The sequence below is a fragment of the Bacillus sp. CIS52 genome (assembly GCF_053545315.1).
Map to the genome: position 1 here is coordinate 701,167 of NZ_JBIUFR010000001.1, position 13,465 is coordinate 714,631.

At 46.7% G+C, this 13,465-nt stretch carries 21 protein-coding genes; 1 reads left to right on the forward strand and 20 read right to left on the reverse strand.

What is annotated here, in order from left to right; genetic code table 11:
- Window positions 1-6: 6 nt before the first annotated feature.
- From ACH32G_RS02985 to ACH32G_RS03080, 20 genes are all read right to left on the reverse strand, one after another.
- Window positions 7-453, reverse strand: a complete 447-nt coding sequence (locus ACH32G_RS02985) for a phage tail assembly chaperone (protein WP_003154836.1) — start codon at window positions 451-453, stop codon at window positions 7-9.
- A gap of 75 nt (window positions 454-528) precedes the next feature.
- Window positions 529-972, reverse strand: coding sequence for a phage tail tube protein (locus ACH32G_RS02990; RefSeq protein ID WP_003154837.1), 444 nt, complete (start codon window positions 970-972; stop codon window positions 529-531).
- Between the two features lies 1 nt (window position 973).
- Window positions 974-2,371 carry a phage tail sheath family protein gene (locus ACH32G_RS02995; protein WP_448813979.1) on the reverse strand — a complete coding sequence of 466 codons (1,398 nt, stop codon included), beginning with the start codon at window positions 2,369-2,371 and terminating at the stop codon, window positions 974-976.
- Entirely contained in the window at window positions 2,371-2,580 is a 210-nt protein-coding gene (locus ACH32G_RS03000) for a hypothetical protein (protein WP_448813980.1), read from the reverse strand. Before ACH32G_RS03000 ends, ACH32G_RS02995 begins: the two co-directional genes overlap by 1 nt.
- Window positions 2,577-3,023, reverse strand: a complete 447-nt coding sequence (locus ACH32G_RS03005) for a hypothetical protein (RefSeq protein WP_047475413.1) — start codon at window positions 3,021-3,023, stop codon at window positions 2,577-2,579. The genes ACH32G_RS03000 and ACH32G_RS03005 overlap by 4 nt, the downstream gene beginning before the upstream one ends.
- 3 nt (window positions 3,024-3,026) lie before the next feature.
- Window positions 3,027-3,524 carry an HK97 gp10 family phage protein gene (locus tag ACH32G_RS03010; RefSeq protein WP_047475414.1) on the reverse strand — a complete coding sequence of 166 codons (498 nt, stop codon included), beginning with the start codon at window positions 3,522-3,524 and terminating at the stop codon, window positions 3,027-3,029.
- The gene (locus ACH32G_RS03015) at window positions 3,521-3,877 is read right to left on the reverse strand and encodes a DUF3599 family protein (protein ID WP_448813981.1); all 357 of its coding nucleotides are present in this window, start codon (window positions 3,875-3,877) and stop codon (window positions 3,521-3,523) included. Before ACH32G_RS03015 ends, ACH32G_RS03010 begins: the two co-directional genes overlap by 4 nt.
- Window positions 3,874-4,257 (reverse strand): protein YqbG, encoded by a 384-nt coding sequence (yqbG, locus tag ACH32G_RS03020; protein WP_448813982.1) that lies wholly within the window; start codon window positions 4,255-4,257, stop codon window positions 3,874-3,876. Before yqbG ends, ACH32G_RS03015 begins: the two co-directional genes overlap by 4 nt.
- Window positions 4,258-4,273: 16 nt before the next feature.
- The gene (locus tag ACH32G_RS03025; RefSeq protein ID WP_007407274.1) at window positions 4,274-5,209 is read right to left on the reverse strand and encodes a phage major capsid protein; all 936 of its coding nucleotides are present in this window, start codon (window positions 5,207-5,209) and stop codon (window positions 4,274-4,276) included.
- Window positions 5,210-5,234: 25 nt separating this feature from the next.
- Entirely contained in the window at window positions 5,235-6,077 is an 843-nt protein-coding gene (locus tag ACH32G_RS03030) for an XkdF-like putative serine protease domain-containing protein (RefSeq protein ID WP_045925725.1), read from the reverse strand.
- Window positions 6,078-6,096: 19 nt separating this feature from the next.
- Window positions 6,097-7,488, reverse strand: coding sequence for a phage portal protein (locus tag ACH32G_RS03035; RefSeq protein WP_448814275.1), 1,392 nt, complete (start codon window positions 7,486-7,488; stop codon window positions 6,097-6,099).
- Between the two features lie 48 nt (window positions 7,489-7,536).
- Window positions 7,537-8,835, reverse strand: a complete 1,299-nt coding sequence (locus ACH32G_RS03040) for a PBSX family phage terminase large subunit (protein ID WP_448813983.1) — start codon at window positions 8,833-8,835, stop codon at window positions 7,537-7,539.
- Window positions 8,832-9,629, reverse strand: coding sequence for a terminase small subunit (locus ACH32G_RS03045; RefSeq protein WP_264820012.1), 798 nt, complete (start codon window positions 9,627-9,629; stop codon window positions 8,832-8,834). Before ACH32G_RS03045 ends, ACH32G_RS03040 begins: the two co-directional genes overlap by 4 nt.
- 114 nt (window positions 9,630-9,743) lie before the next feature.
- Window positions 9,744-10,253, reverse strand: a complete 510-nt coding sequence (locus ACH32G_RS03050) for a sigma-70 family RNA polymerase sigma factor (protein WP_415272666.1) — start codon at window positions 10,251-10,253, stop codon at window positions 9,744-9,746.
- A 112-nt stretch (window positions 10,254-10,365) separates the two neighbouring features.
- On the reverse strand, window positions 10,366-10,569 hold the full coding sequence (locus tag ACH32G_RS03055) for an XtrA/YqaO family protein (RefSeq protein ID WP_045925401.1): 204 nt from the start codon (window positions 10,567-10,569) through the stop codon (window positions 10,366-10,368).
- Entirely contained in the window at window positions 10,559-10,900 is a 342-nt protein-coding gene (locus ACH32G_RS03060) for a hypothetical protein (protein ID WP_045925400.1), read from the reverse strand. The genes ACH32G_RS03055 and ACH32G_RS03060 overlap by 11 nt, the downstream gene beginning before the upstream one ends.
- Before the next feature lie 97 nt (window positions 10,901-10,997).
- Window positions 10,998-11,165, reverse strand: a complete 168-nt coding sequence (locus tag ACH32G_RS03065) for a hypothetical protein (protein WP_095240868.1) — start codon at window positions 11,163-11,165, stop codon at window positions 10,998-11,000.
- A complete protein-coding gene (locus ACH32G_RS03070) occupies window positions 11,165-11,965 on the reverse strand; it encodes an ATP-binding protein (protein ID WP_016936459.1) in 801 nt (266 codons plus the stop codon). Before ACH32G_RS03070 ends, ACH32G_RS03065 begins: the two co-directional genes overlap by 1 nt.
- A complete protein-coding gene (locus ACH32G_RS03075; protein WP_448813984.1) occupies window positions 11,865-12,692 on the reverse strand; it encodes a phage portal protein in 828 nt (275 codons plus the stop codon). Before ACH32G_RS03075 ends, ACH32G_RS03070 begins: the two co-directional genes overlap by 101 nt.
- Complete coding sequence (locus ACH32G_RS03080; protein ID WP_047475424.1) at window positions 12,682-12,861, reverse strand: hypothetical protein; 180 nt, start codon at window positions 12,859-12,861, stop codon at window positions 12,682-12,684. The genes ACH32G_RS03075 and ACH32G_RS03080 overlap by 11 nt, the downstream gene beginning before the upstream one ends.
- A 190-nt stretch (window positions 12,862-13,051) precedes the next feature.
- Between ACH32G_RS03080 and xre the strand changes: the two genes are divergently transcribed.
- Window positions 13,052-13,390, forward strand: coding sequence for an HTH-type transcriptional regulator Xre (xre, locus tag ACH32G_RS03085; protein WP_016936462.1), 339 nt, complete (start codon window positions 13,052-13,054; stop codon window positions 13,388-13,390).
- Window positions 13,391-13,465 lie beyond the last annotated feature (75 nt).

Here is a 13,465-nt window from a genome sequence, read left to right on the forward strand (position 1 = left end):
CTTTTATCAGTTTTTTGCTTCTTGCTCCAGATCTTCTAATTCATCTTCAAAACCATTGATCTCAATCGCTTTATTCAGCCAATTTGCATATTCGCCGCCGACTGAAAGAACGCGTTTTGCGACTTCGACCGGATCTGCCGTTTTGTAGGCATCACGGAGCTCCTTAGACCGGAAATCAGGGTAAATCGTAGATTCAACTGCGATCCGCGCATAAAAACGCTGGCTGTCTAAGTCTTTTACGCGGCCTCTGCCTTTTACATTTTTATAAGTCGTGCTTTCCTTTTCCAGTTCATCAATGCGTTCCGTCGTAATGGCTTTAAAAATAAAAGGCACGATGTTTCCTTTTTTATCGACAAAACGCTTTGAAAGCGGAACGCGGATCTCCTCAGCCTCGACTGTTTTACCCGGCATAAAGAATGACAGATCATATACTTGTTCGTTTTTTTCGCTCATGATGAAAACTCCCTTACTCTTTTTTTTATAAAAAACAGGCCTGTACAAGGCCTGTTTCATTCATACTGATTTTGATTAAAACGTTTCAGAAAGCTTTTCCGGCACATCGAAATCTTCAAAGGTAAACGGCACTTCTTCTTCAAGCGCCTCTGAGTCTACGTCCAGTCCGGCGATTTTTGCAGAATCAAAGTTGACGTCATACAGGGTGACGCGTTCTGTTCCGCGGCCTGATGATTTGTCGTCAAGAACGGCTTGCAGCGTAAAATACGGGTCGCTGCCTTTTTTCACGTAATCCATCATAAGCACGGCGAATTTGGATGTGACTTTATAGAACGTCGCCGTGCCCGTTCCGTTGGCGCCAGTGGTTTTATGCCCCGTCATGCGGCGTCCCATGATGTTTACTTCTGATTTATTTTTTTCTACGTTTGCTTCAAATGTTTTAATATGCGCCATCTCTTCTCCATCGAGAAATAAACGGCCTTCTTTTCCTGAAATTGTATTTTGCGCTTTTAATGCCATCTTAGTTTACCTCCACATTAAAGTAGAATTTTTCTGCTGCATCCACAGGCTGCACGGCGAGATCAATTAAAAAGCCGTCGCGGTCTTCATTAAGGCCGATTGTAATGTCTTTATCTGAATCAAAGTTAGCGATGCCGCCCGCATCCTGAAGCGTTGTCAAATATTGAATAATCATCGTTTTGACGAATTGAAGGCCGTCGTTTGTCGCAGGAAGATCGCTTCCGGTGCCTTTTTTCGATTTAATTAAGGCTTTCAGTTCACGTGTCAAATCGTTATTCACCGCATCAAGCACACGGACGATTTTGTTTTTCGCGAACTTTTTGTTTTTCTCTGCCGTAAATGTCACCAATGAGTTGATATCTTTTTCAACGCTGACTGACTTATCACGGGCGTCATAAGAGAAAAGGAATTCACCTTTGGCAAGGCGTTCGATCACTTCATCATGAGTCAGGCGATGCAGCACATCGACCGCGCCTTCGTATTCAACGAAAGTTAAGGATTGGTTAAATGCAGCGGCGGCACTTGCACCTGCCACCCACGCGGTCGCATCTTCAGCTTTAATTTCGGTTCCGTCTTCAAGCAGGACGCCCTCAGTCACATTGATGATACCTTCGTAATCTCCGTTGTAATGGGCAGTCACCCCTTGCACTTTCTGTCCCTGCGCATCGCGAAGGCGTTTAATGAATGCGGCAAATGTCGCTTTCAGCTGATCGTTATCCGCGACAGGAAGAGCGATGACATCGAAATTCTCCGTTTCAGCCGCAGCTAAAAAATCCGTATAGTCTGAGTTGACCGGCGCTTTATCAGTTCCTCCCGCAAGACGGATGCCTGCCTGAGGATTTAACGTTTCTCCGGACTCTTCGTCAGTGCCTGTCAGCGGGATAGAAGCCGACAGCTCGCCCGTTCCCGTGAATGTGACATAGCCGTTCGCTTTTAACTCCTCGGCCTTTTTCACCGTTTGTTTGTCAACTTCCGCTTCATCCATGTATGTGGTCACATCGAAAGCAGTCTGGTCAAGGACGTTCTCACTGATGCGGATGATGATGTCATTTCCTTTTGAACCGCCGTACAAAGCGGTTGCTTTTACACCTTGCGAAAGATCGGCGCTCGCTCTGATTCCCTCTGTCAGACGGTACATCAAAACGGTTTTTGCATTCTTTTTCGCCTCGCGCAGCAGAATCAGTGACGGATCTTCAATACTGAGCCCTACTTTTTTATTCAAATCTTCAATGCTTGAAATAGAGACGAATGTTTTCGCTTCCCCCCAGTTAGATGCGACGGGAAGGGCGACAATCCCCCGTTCACCGATTGTGACCCGCTCCTGGGCAGTTGTCTTAAAGTTAAAATAGATCCCGGCACGTTCTTTTTCTTTTCCTTGCGTAAATGTTCCGCCGTTCATTATTGCATGACCTCCTTGGTTAAAAATGCTTGAATGTAAGTCTGGGCTTGCGCTTTTGTCATTTGTTTCTGCTTCACGCCGAATAAAGCCCCCTGGAGAATCTCAGGTTTTACGCCGAAAAGCTCCTTCGCGTGCTTTGTTAAATCCACCGTGTCAAAAAGAACCGCTCTTTCTGCCGTTGCGGCATTTTTCTTTTTATGTTCTTTCACTTTTGTTTCACCCCGCTGTTAATGTCCACATCCCGCAGTGCGGGAGATGTTTGTTTCTGATAGTAGTAGCGGCTCGTCCAGCGGATGGTGATCACTGCCTCGCCTTTGTCTCCGACTCTTGTTTCGATACGGCTGATGCGGACGAAATCACCCGTATCCTCTCCTGATTCCGTAAGCAGCGGAATGATCTGTCTTGATTCTCTCACCGCATCAGCAATCCGGTCGGCTGCAGAGAGCGCCTGCACCGAGTCAGCATGAAACAGCTTCACATTCAGACTGTATGTCTTCTTAAAGGTGGAGACTGTGTCATTCTCGTCAAAAACATACGGGGGCGGGATGTAAAGGGACGGCACCTGAAATTGTTCAGGCAGTTCATTTTCATATACGGGCACGCCGCACTGCTGATACAAATAAGCGGCGATTGAACCGGTCTCGCGATTCATCCGTTATCTCCCCCCTAACGTGTTGAGCCACTGATTGAAGCGCTTGTCCAGCGAACCGGCGAAGATTGTTTCATACATAAGAAGGGCTTTGTCCCAAAACCCATTCCCGCTGATCCACTGTTTTTTAAGGGCCATTCCCGTTGAAGCTGACGGATCATAGATGAACCGGGAGCCTTGAAAATACCCGGGCACCCATCTGACATTTTCATCTGAGACGGTCCAATGTCCGTCATTTATGAATGAGGCATACTCTACATTGGTGCCGATTTCAAGGGTCAGTCCCCCGTTTTCAATGATCCATACATGATCCTGCGCTCCTTTTCGGAAGGAAGACAGCAGGTTTTCTGTATCAATCCCTCCCGAATGCATAAGCTCCTCCCGTACCAGGTCGAGAAAATCCTCCCCTGATTGTTCCAGCCATCGGCCAGCCTGACGGGCAAATTCTCCGGATGATGCCTTTTGCAGCGACCGATTCCATTTTTCCAGGCTCTTTATGCTCATAGTCTGTCATCTCTCACAGCGATGGCCTCCCAATGGTGCTGTCTTGCTTTCTTCGGCATTTCCAGAATATACGCCTGTCCTTCCCAAATGATTTTGTCATTAACACGCACTGCAGCCTCTTTCGGAAAATGAACGAGAAACCGCTGATATACTTTATGATCAGGCGCAAGCTGAATAAGCCGCTGCTGTTTTTCAACAAACAGGCACGGCACGTCTTCAGCGTCGGGAACGTCCGGATAAGAAAAAACAGGCTGGAGCTTTTCAGCGGGAATGCCGAAGCGCCCGGCCTTCGGAACTGACACCGTCTCATGATAAATATCGCATCTGTCAGTGAGCAGCCGTTCATAGCTCATAACGGTCTCACCTTAGCGCTTATAGAAACCGGGGAATAGCCCGGCGCGATATATTCACAGAGCAGATGGTATACCGCCGGTTTTCGGATTCCGCCTTCCCCCGACACTGTATAGGAATAGTCGCCTATCTTTTCAGATTGATAGGCGGAAGCGGCGGCTTCATTCTGATTGATCAACACAAAATATTGAGAAAGCTTTAATAACGCAAGCTTAACCTTCTCGGGAAGCGGTGAGTAAACAGGATCAGTGAACGAGTGCCCCGCCATTCTGGCCGCTTCCGCTTCCGCCTCCAGAATGTCCTGTATAAGCAGCGGCTCCGGCCTGTTTTTGACTTCATCATAAATTGAATATGAGACAACGTCAGACGGCTGAATTAACATAACTGCCACCCCCGGCTTATTCTTTAACGTTTACGATTTTGGCGCTTGCATCTTCTTCTTCAAATTTGCTGTCAAGTTTAGCCGTCAGTACGATAATAAATTTTCGGCTGCGGATATCTTTATCTACTTCGATTCGGATATTCCGTGAAAAACCGAGAATGATATTTTTCGGATGAGTCAAAATGATGTCAGACGCATCGTACTGGGAATCACCTTCTCCGACTGAGTACGGCTGCAGATTGGAAACCCCCTTGACCGGAACGCCGAATGCTGAGGATAAACCGCCCTGCACCGCAAGATCCCCCAGATTGGTCTGACGGTCAGCCACACGGTCTTTCCATTCAATCTCCATGCCTTGAGACGTGTAAAATCTGAATTCCTGAGGCAGGCGTAAATATTTTGCCGGAATGGCTTTTAAACCTTTTTTAAATGTAGCCCTGGACAGCTCTTCCCCGTTTCCGTCGATGACGTGAGACACAGTCTGTTTACGGATTCCGTCAAGCTGTGCCAAATACGGATCAGAAGAAGATGTATCGCCGTTTACGACAAGCTCTTCAATATCGACTGCCGCCCGCTCCGCTAAAATCTGCATGATTGTCTGCTGCAGACCGTCTTTTTCAATGTTGTTTTCAAGCGTGTCATAGGTGATGTTAATTTCCGCAATGACTTCTTTCGTATTCAGCTGCACCGTACTTGTTGCCGGGACGGTCAGCTGATCGTCCGTTAAGGCTTTTCCTTCCTCAGCGGCACGCAGAATACGCTGGCCGAAACCGATTTTTTCAAATTTCTGCGAGTCGTTTTCCATTTGAATCACACGTGATTCGCTGAAAATGGTCGGCGTGTTCTGCACCATGCGGATAAATGCTGAAGCTTGTGCGGGATTCATTAAACCGCCGCTTTTTAAAGCGGAAAGTGACATTTCCGCCTTTCTGATGATATCTTGATTTCTCACTAACAGTTCCTCCTTCTGACTGGGCTTAAAGCAGTCCGCTCCAAATGGATTTTTTAACAGGTTCTTGGCCGCCCGTCTCTTCTTCCGGCTGCTTTGAAGCGCCTCTTGCTTTTTCAAGCGCTTCGATGCGTTTAATAATCGGCGCCAGCATGTCCTCGACAAGCGTTTTCAGTTTTTCTTCATCAGACTGTGCAGGCGCCCCGTCTTTGTCTTCCGTATTTTGCTCCATACTGTCAAGCCGCTTTAAGAGCGGGTGCAGCGCGTGTTCAATCGATTCTCTTAAATCATCTTTTCTCATCTTGTTCAAGTCCTCTCCCTTGCGGTATCTTGATTTGCGGTCACGGTCGAGAAATTGCTTGACCGCGCCGATTAATCCGGCTTGCTTTTCCGCCGGCTCCTCGTAAACATCAGCGGTTCCCGCCATGCTGTAGCCTGTAATGACACCTGCTTTAATCTGATCCCATACTTCATCGGAGGCTTTGGTGACAAGCACCCAAGATCCTTTCCGGATCACAGCATTCCCGATTTCAAAGTCATCCGGGGCGACGTACGACTCCACCACCTCGCCGGTTCCGCCTTCAAAATTATGATTTGTATCAATGTTGCGGGCGTCCGCCAAAAAACCGTGAGCGGCCTTTTCAATCTCTTCGGCCGTCATATAATCGCCATGGGCATCCGGGACATCCGGCTCGTAAACGATGCCGTAGACAAGCTTCTGCTCATCGGGTTCGCTTTTTGTAAACACCTGCACCTTTTTTTCAAATGACGGAAGGCCGGCTGCTTTTGTGAAAAAAAATTCCGTTTGGTTCGCCGCTTTATCGACATAGCTCACAAAACTGATGACAGCATTTCTTAATTCTCTCGGCACGAGATGTTTTCACCCCCTTTCAGGATTGCTCTTTTTTCCCTTTCAGCACCGGCCGGCTGTAGTACTCTTCCGGCCATTCCTCAAGCGTTTTGCCGAGCACTCTTCCGGCCAGATCACGGAGATCATTAGGAGAAACGGCACCGGCGGAGATAAATGGTGTAAGCACCTTCGCAATTTCAAGCGGATCGCGAAAATCAGGCCCTTTTAAAGTGAGCTGTACATCGTGAAGCCCCAATTCAGGCAAAAATAACGTATTGAGCTTATTAATCAGCGTTTTCCGCTCCGGCTGAAACACCTGCTCCTCCGTAATTTTGCGTGCCGTATCGGCTGTGGCTTTGTTGTATTCCTGCGCCTCGCCCGTATAAAGCGGCGGGAGACGAAACGCGGAGCGGAGTTTATTTCTGCTTTTGTCGTCATATTCAAGAAACAGCGCATCCTCCTGCAGAATTTCCGCAAGTGATTTAATTTCCACAGACACAGGCGTAATGTCTTCGCCTCCGTGAAGGTCTTTTTCCTTCGCAATGCCTTCCGCCTCAATCAGCAGAAATTTGTGGGCGTTTTCCACCCCTTCAAGGTCATTCATATAATCGTGTAGCTCTTTGTACGACGCTTCTGACAGCATGCCGTTTTCAACCGTAATGGCGGCCGGCACGTGACGGCCCTGTTTGAAATACATAAAATTCAGTTCTTCCGCTTTCCGGGCGCCGTACAGATTGACGATATTGCCGACCCAGCGCGGAATACCGTACGTTCCGCTTCCGATTTTCAAGTGAACGGCTTCATTTGCCCTGAACTTTTCAGGCAGGGTTTTTACGTATTCGCCGGTTCTCATGTCCATCATGCGGGGATCGCCGTATTCCTTGAAAAACACTTTCCGTCCGTTCAGCATCTGAACATATTTACGGAACCGTTTTTGCCTTTTAATCGTTTTGGATGCGCCGTTTTCTTCATAGGAAAACGTGACCTCAACAGGATCAGTCACACCGCATACCCGCATATGCTTTACATCCAGATATTCAATCCCCGCCGGTTTTCCCAGCCCGTCCCGGAGCACCTCGAGAAAACCGTTGCCTGTTTTTTCACGGTCTTCTATCACATATCCAAGGATCGTCTCAGCTGATTCATCAAAATGAAGACATTTGTAAAAGCTCTCCAGCTTCATCCAGTTTTTTTCGGCCCGCGCCTTTTTGCCCGGGGAGCAATCTGAACTATTTACGTCAAAGGTATATTCCACATCGAATCCAAAACCCGTAATATTGACCCGGTATGCGTCGATGCACTGCTGAAGAATGGTCGAATATTCAGCGATCGTTTTCAGCTCGATCAGATTATAGGGCGGTGAAATGATATCTTCTCCGTACAGATCGGCAAATTGATCTTCGTGCATCTGCCTTGCCTGCGGCGCGGCCATTTTTGATTTAATGACGGTGGCTCTAACGTTTTGATTGTTGGGCAACGTTTACCTCCTCCTTTCCCGATTCGGACGCATCCGTTTTTGCGATGACTCTTTCAGATCCGCCGCGTCATAATCATCCAGCGCGTACCAAATGGCTGAAAGTGTGTGGGGATCAATTGAAAACTCATCTTCCGACAGAGCGCCGTTTTTGTTTTTCGCATATGTTAAGTTCTGCAATTCGCGGATCGTATTTTCACAGCTGTCTGAGCAATAGATGTGTCTGAACCGTTTCAGCTTTTTCGTATACTGGAGCCTTGAGCCGGGAAATTTTTTGGCCGCGACCATGCAAAAGCCCTGCCTGCGGAAATATTGGATGCTTTTCGGCTCGGCCGAATCCGCTTTGATCAGCTCTTTTTGATCCGCCAATTCCTGAAGCTCTTCAGCTGTCTGGTCATCGGTCATTTTGTTTTTGTAATACTCCCAGAAAATATAAAGCTCTTTTTGATCGGGATCGACGGCAAGCCGGATGACCGCATTGTATGACTCTTCAAAACCGAAATCCATGCCCGTCCGAAACAGAGGGCGCCTGATGGCGGCAATCCTCTCTGTGACTTCGTTGTGCTCCAGGACCTGAAATTGCGGAAATACACGGATGCCGTTCACGCCGAACTGTCCTTTGCGGGCGATCCGGTACAAATCGGGATCGTATTGCCGTAAGCTGTCCAGCTGCTTAATATAGCTTTTCGGCAAAAAAAGATTGTCGCACGCTGTGGAATGATGGTAATACGTATCTCCCTTAACGACGGTGCCTTTTTCATACAGCATCTGATCATCCAAAACGAACCGTTTTTTTTGCTCATCACGAAAAAAATGCCGGTACGTCCAATTGGAAGTGCCGACGGGATTTGTGGTGCATATCATATGAAGCGAAAGCTCGGGATGGCGCAGACGGCCGATCAGCTCCTTAAAGCCTTCATATTTCACTTCTGAGCATTCTTCAATCCAAATCAGAGAAATATGATGAATAGATTTCAATTTGGCCGGGTTGTTCATCCCCTTAAACATAATCCGGCTTCCGTTTGAAAATCTCAGCTGCATCGGTGAAGACACGGCCTTTACGGCATGTCCCAGCTCAAGCTCCTCGATAATGTCCTCAAACAAGGCAAAGGTAGAATCTCTGTGCGTATCGAAAACTTCCCGCACCACAAGCGCCGTCCGCTTTTCACGAAGCAGCTTCAAGATGATTTTCAGCGCGGTATGATAGCTTTTTGACGACCCATAGCCTCCGACGAGAAATTGGTACGTTTCATTCCAATTGAATAAATAATCTTCAAAGCGCGGGTTGACCGCTTTTTCAATCATGGCCGTTCCTCTTTCCGCGTAATGACAATGTCAATCGGCTTTTGGCTGTCTTCTGTTTTTTCCAGCTTCTGCTGCGCCAGCTTTAATTTTTCATTTTCAATTTTTTGTTTAAATTGATCGGGGAAAAGGTCAAAGTACAACGACAGCTTTTCAAGAGCCTTCATTTTGTCGGCAAGTTTGATTGCAATGCCTTCTTTCCCGAGTTTTGCCTCCGTGACGATCGTTCCGTCCAGCAGATTCGAATCTTTAACGTCAACGTAGCTGATCTCCTGCATAATCGGATTATCATTTTCGTCAAAGAGCGGCCCTGATTTTCCGAAGGCCTGAACCTCTTTTTTTCCGAAGGTTACATAATCGGTAATGTCGGCAAAAGCGATTTTCACATAGACTTGAAGAACGTCCATCGCTTCGACAAACACTTTATTGACCATTTCCTTTTTCATGCGGCTGATTTCTTTGGCGACTTTTTCGTTTTTTAACAGCCTGCTTCCCGTGACATGCGCGCTTTCCGGTGAATACCCGGCTTTTATCGCAGATTGGGTGGCATTAAAGCTTTTCACATAATAAAGACAAAACAGCCGCTGCCGTTCGTTTAACTCATCACTTTCGGCCGGGGCGATTTTTCCGCCGCTTTCCGCGTTCTTATCGAGCGCCTCGTCCCAGCGCCCTTCTTTTTTCCATCTGCCGATCGTTCTTGCGGATACGCCTGATTTGCCGGCAAGGGCGCGATTTGTGATGCGGCCTTTATGAGACTGATAGATTGTAAATGCCTGTTCTCTTTTTGCGTTTTTCATGCTACGGCATCACCGCCACCTCCGACATGGATGTCTATAATAAAAAGCGGCTTCTTTCGGGCCGCTTTTTGTAATCGTCTGTTCACTTCTAAGTGGCAAACGTATGACAACATTTTAAGCAGGCGACTGATTTCTTTGTTCCTGCTGTTTTTGAATTTTTAGAAGCGCCCGTTTGACCGTCGTCTGTACGGTTGATTTTTTTACATTCAGCAATGCGGCGATCCGTTCATATGAAAAGCATTCCGCTTTGTGGAGCAGCAGTATTTCTTTTTCTCTTTCCGTTAAAACGGCTAATGCTTCCCGCAATCTGATTCTGTCATCTTCAGTCACATTCCCGGAAGGTTCGAACATCAGCGCCTGTGAATAGGTATCTATGATTCTAGGATCTTTAATCAGCATCCTTTGATAAGCGTCTCTGCGGTCTATTGCTCTTCTTATGCCGGGCTGCCGGCCTTTTTCAAGCCATTCGGTGACATATTCCAAATCTGTAATGATCGTTCTGATGATTTTTTTATCTTTCAGTTCTTCTGAAGTCAGAGCCGATTCATCGGCTTCCCCCAGCTGCTTGTACCATTTTTTCGTCTCTTTCAGCGTGCGTTTATATTCAAATAGTAAGTCTTCCATCATAGATCCTCCTCTTTTTCGGACAAAAAAAGGACACCAACCAATGCGCAGCATATGCGCGATTGATCAGTGTCCGCAGGCTTTCCGTCTTGGACGTATTCTGTTTTCTCGATTAATTCAATTTAAAGCCGATTTCATATTCGACACGGGCCAGATCGCCTTTTCTCGTTTCGACAAGCGTTTTGCCGTGCTCCGGCGCCTCTGCGAGCCAGGCTTCATTCTTCAGCCCGTCTACAATAATCACCCGCACCTTGCCTTCTTCCAGCTGGCTTTTTAATGTTGTATGTTCAATGTCTGACAGTTTTTTAGGATTCATGTTTTACGCCCTCCGTCTTTTTCAGGATATTTACTTCATGTATGAGGCTTTCGAGATTATTTATGAATGCTTCTTTTTCTTCAGCACTTTCTCCCCGGAGCAGGCGGAGAGCCGTTTCGGCCGCCTCAAAAAGTTCCGGGGCTTTCGCCATCATTGCCGCGTTGATCCGCTGTGAGTATGAACTTAAGTTGAAAACGGCCGCGATAAGCCTTCCGTTTGAATAAGGAAATTTCTCTTTTTCCGCTTCGCTGTAAGCAGAATAAATGTAAATGGGTTTTTCTTCTCCGCTGTGTACGGCCCGCCATGGAGCGGGGCTGTTGTTTACTTGCAATGTTTATCCTCACTTTCCATCAGCCTCATGCCATGCTTCAATTTGCTTTTCGATCCGTTTCGCCCTGAACAGCAGGCAAAAAAGCCATTTGATATATTTATACACGTGCATCAAGCCTCGCTTTTGCGTCTTGAACCATTCGCTCAAGACGTTTAATGACCGGCGTTAAATCTGTTCCTGTTTTGCAGTTCGGGCAAGGGTGAAAGACAGCGCCGAAACTTGTTTCCGTCACAACGACCCTCTTTGGCCCGCACAGTTTACACATTATCTCGCCCCCTCTAATCTGTGGTTGACTTCGTATGGGTTTCCATTAATGATGACTAAATAATCGCTGCACATCTCATACATTCTTGTGCCCAATGCTTCATCAACCTGCACCAGCTCGTCACACGCCAGCTCACTCGAGATAAGAAGCGGTTTATGATTTAAATAGCGGTAATTCACGACGGCGTACATTTGTTCAATCTGCCAATCGGTCGCCCGGGGTTTTCCGTTCAGCGGTTTGAACAGATCGTCAATAAAGAGCACATCCGCCCGTTTCATACGGGTCAGTTTTGTATCGAGCAGATCAAAATCATTTTTTAAATCTGTAAATCCCTCCACAAAAGGAAAATACAGCACCGGTGTCTGCTTCTGTCTCATGACATGATTGCTGAGAGCAGTCAGAAGGTGGGTTTTCCCCGATCCCGGACGCCCTAATAGGGCAATGCTGTTTTTCCGGCAGTTTTTAATCTTGTCGAAGTTGTCAGCAAATTCAAGGGCGCATTCATATGCGTCAACGATCGCCTGAGGCTTGCCCTGCGTAATAAATCCTTTGAAATCCAGCTTCCGAAAAGCGCCTGTAATCTCACTTGCGCTGAGGATGCGCTCTGCTTTTCGTTCCGCGGCGCAGCGGCACTTGACCCACACATCCATTCCCAGCTGTTTTTCGAGATAACCGCCCTGATCTTTACAGAGCGGACAGTCAAAGCGGCTTTCGTCTGATTCTTCCGGTCTGTCCGCCAGTAATGGACGTTTTCCGTTTTTCAGGTCGGCCAGTATCTGCTCGATCGTTCGTTTTGTCATGTATCGTATTCCTCTCTTTTTTTGTTGTGATTGTCCTTCCCGCAATTCGTGCATTCAAGCGGTCTTCCATAAACTTAGCGCAATAGCTGAAAGCCTTGATCGTTTCAGCTGAAGAGGTGCGCCGCTGTTCAAAAGCGGTAAAGCATTCGCCGAGCCATTTGATTGCTTCTTGTGCTGACGCACCGAGGGAAACAATACGGGCGATGGCCTGATAAACTCTTGGCGACGGGTATACGCTCCGCCCCTCCTGTGCAGACCTTAATCTGATAAATTGGGCGGCAATTTCGGTAATCGCTTCTTCAGCAGTATGATTTTTTGTTATATCTATTTCTCTCTGGACATTTTTGTCCCGGTGATCTGCCGATATTGTCCGGTCAGTTGCTTCCGGGCGGGGCAATGTCCCTTTTTGCGTGAATCTTTTCGAGTGTTTTACGGAGATGATAAGTCCGTAAGGCGCGCGGACGGTTTTGATATATTCATGCTGTTCCAAGCTCTCGAGCCACCGCCTGACGGTTTTTTCACTGACTGCGAATACATCGGCCATTTCTCTTGCTTTTACTGGCTTATGTCCGAGGACAAGCCCCCACTTGACGCCGTCTTTTACGTGTTCCTTTGTCGTTGAACTGATGAACCATAAAAACAGCCATAAAGCGGAACCTATTTTGTCATAATGTTCAGAATTTAATAATCCGGAATAGATAAAAAACGGGTAGCTTTTACGATTCATAACGGACATCTCCGTTTTTCTTCAAACTTATATAGTGTTCATACTGCAATCGGTTATCAAATCGGAACACCGGAAGTCCGCAAGCGGTAAAAGATATCGACCCGCCTGCTTTTCCTAAACTTCTTTGGTCAGCCGGATTGCTGCTGAAACGGATGATAATCGGATGCATCTCTCACCCTCCTGATCAATTTCTTATCATATTTCGATACTTTTCGTATCCCTATGATGTTGATTATAAACGATACCTTTCGTATCATCAAGACCTTTTTGATACTTTTTTTATCATCGCTTTATTTTGATACATTTTGTATCTATAATGATAAGTAACTTAGGGTGTTGAAAAAAGAGAGGTCGTTCGGATGATAGGCGGAAGATTGAAAAGTCTCAGAGGAAAAAAAACGCAGGAAGAAGTCGCAAATCATATCGGTGTCTCGCGCGCCAGATATTCTCATTATGAAAACGGCCGATCTGAACCCGATTATGAAACGCTGCAAAAGCTTGCGGATTATTTCAAAGTGTCGACGGATTATTTGTTAACCGGAAAAGAACCTTCAGATGAAGACATGTTTGCCGATCCCGACCTGCAGATCGCATATCGGGACATGCAGGACTTTTCACCGGAAAGCAAACAGCAGGCCATTGAATTCATTAATTATTTAAAAGAAAAAGAGAAAAACCGCAGGCCGAAACATAAATAATTCGCTCTTTTCCTTAAAATGCTTAACGTTCAGCCGATATAATATCTGAATGTTTATTTTTGAAAGAAAAGGGAA

Bases quoted from the DNA above. Each gene is read 5' to 3' on its own strand.
- ACH32G_RS03080 (WP_047475424.1), bottom strand. From the start codon at position 12,861: ATGCATCCGATTATCATCCGTTTCAGCAGCAATCCGGCTGACCAAAGA.
- ACH32G_RS03035 (WP_448814275.1), bottom strand. From the start codon at position 7,488: ATGGCCGCGCCGCAGGCAAGGCAGATGCACGAAGATCAATTTGCCGAT.
- ACH32G_RS03055 (WP_045925401.1), bottom strand. From the start codon at position 10,569: ATGAATCCTAAAAAACTGTCAGACATTGAACATACAACATTAAAAAGC.
- xre (WP_016936462.1), top strand. From the start codon at position 13,052: ATGATAGGCGGAAGATTGAAAAGTCTCAGAGGAAAAAAAACGCAGGAA.
- ACH32G_RS03015 (WP_448813981.1), bottom strand. From the start codon at position 3,877: ATGAGCTATGAACGGCTGCTCACTGACAGATGCGATATTTATCATGAG.
- ACH32G_RS03045 (WP_264820012.1), bottom strand. From the start codon at position 9,629: ATGAAAAACGCAAAAAGAGAACAGGCATTTACAATCTATCAGTCTCAT.
- ACH32G_RS02990 (WP_003154837.1), bottom strand. From the start codon at position 972: ATGGCATTAAAAGCGCAAAATACAATTTCAGGAAAAGAAGGCCGTTTA.
- ACH32G_RS03070 (WP_016936459.1), bottom strand. From the start codon at position 11,965: ATGACAAAACGAACGATCGAGCAGATACTGGCCGACCTGAAAAACGGA.
- ACH32G_RS03010 (WP_047475414.1), bottom strand. From the start codon at position 3,524: ATGAGCATAAAGAGCCTGGAAAAATGGAATCGGTCGCTGCAAAAGGCA.
- ACH32G_RS03040 (WP_448813983.1), bottom strand. From the start codon at position 8,835: ATGATTGAAAAAGCGGTCAACCCGCGCTTTGAAGATTATTTATTCAAT.
- ACH32G_RS03005 (WP_047475413.1), bottom strand. From the start codon at position 3,023: ATGAATCGCGAGACCGGTTCAATCGCCGCTTATTTGTATCAGCAGTGC.
- ACH32G_RS02995 (WP_448813979.1), bottom strand. From the start codon at position 2,371: ATGAACGGCGGAACATTTACGCAAGGAAAAGAAAAAGAACGTGCCGGG.
- ACH32G_RS03075 (WP_448813984.1), bottom strand. From the start codon at position 12,692: ATGAATCGTAAAAGCTACCCGTTTTTTATCTATTCCGGATTATTAAAT.
- ACH32G_RS02985 (WP_003154836.1), bottom strand. From the start codon at position 453: ATGAGCGAAAAAAACGAACAAGTATATGATCTGTCATTCTTTATGCCG.
- ACH32G_RS03065 (WP_095240868.1), bottom strand. From the start codon at position 11,165: ATGTGTAAACTGTGCGGGCCAAAGAGGGTCGTTGTGACGGAAACAAGT.
- yqbG (WP_448813982.1), bottom strand. From the start codon at position 4,257: ATGTTAATTCAGCCGTCTGACGTTGTCTCATATTCAATTTATGATGAA.
- ACH32G_RS03050 (WP_415272666.1), bottom strand. From the start codon at position 10,253: ATGGAAGACTTACTATTTGAATATAAACGCACGCTGAAAGAGACGAAA.